A 380-nucleotide genomic window follows, 5' to 3' on the forward strand; every position below is an offset into this window, starting at 1 on the left:
ATGCAGCTGTCGACGCCGAACTGGTTCTCCTGGTACACGAAGAACGATCTGTACTCGAAGGAAAAGCTGACGGGCGACCTCGAAAACGTCCGCTCGTACTACCTGAACCGGGGCTACCTCGAGTTCAACATCGAATCGACGCAGGTGTCGATCTCGCCCGACAAGAAGGACATGTACCTGACGGTGACGCTGCACGAAGGCGAGCCGTACACGGTGTCGGGCATCAAGCTGTCGGGCAATCTGCTGGACCGCCAGGCGGAACTGCAGAAGCTGATCACGATCAAGCCGGGCGACCGGTTCTCGGCGGACAAGCTGCAGAAGACCACGCGCGCGATCGTCGACAAGCTCGGCGAGTACGGCTATGCGTTCGCGACCGTCAA

Annotated in this window: 1 protein-coding gene; it reads left to right on the forward strand. The window is 60.0% G+C overall.

The features are described 5' to 3' along the window. Positions 1–380 (forward strand): POTRA domain-containing protein (locus RZR99_RS33160; protein WP_323123872.1); only part of this gene is annotated, 380 nt, incomplete at both ends.

Origin of the sequence: Burkholderia alba (genome assembly GCF_034721475.1) — a bacterium.
Lineage (GTDB): Bacteria > Pseudomonadota > Gammaproteobacteria > Burkholderiales > Burkholderiaceae > Burkholderia > Burkholderia alba.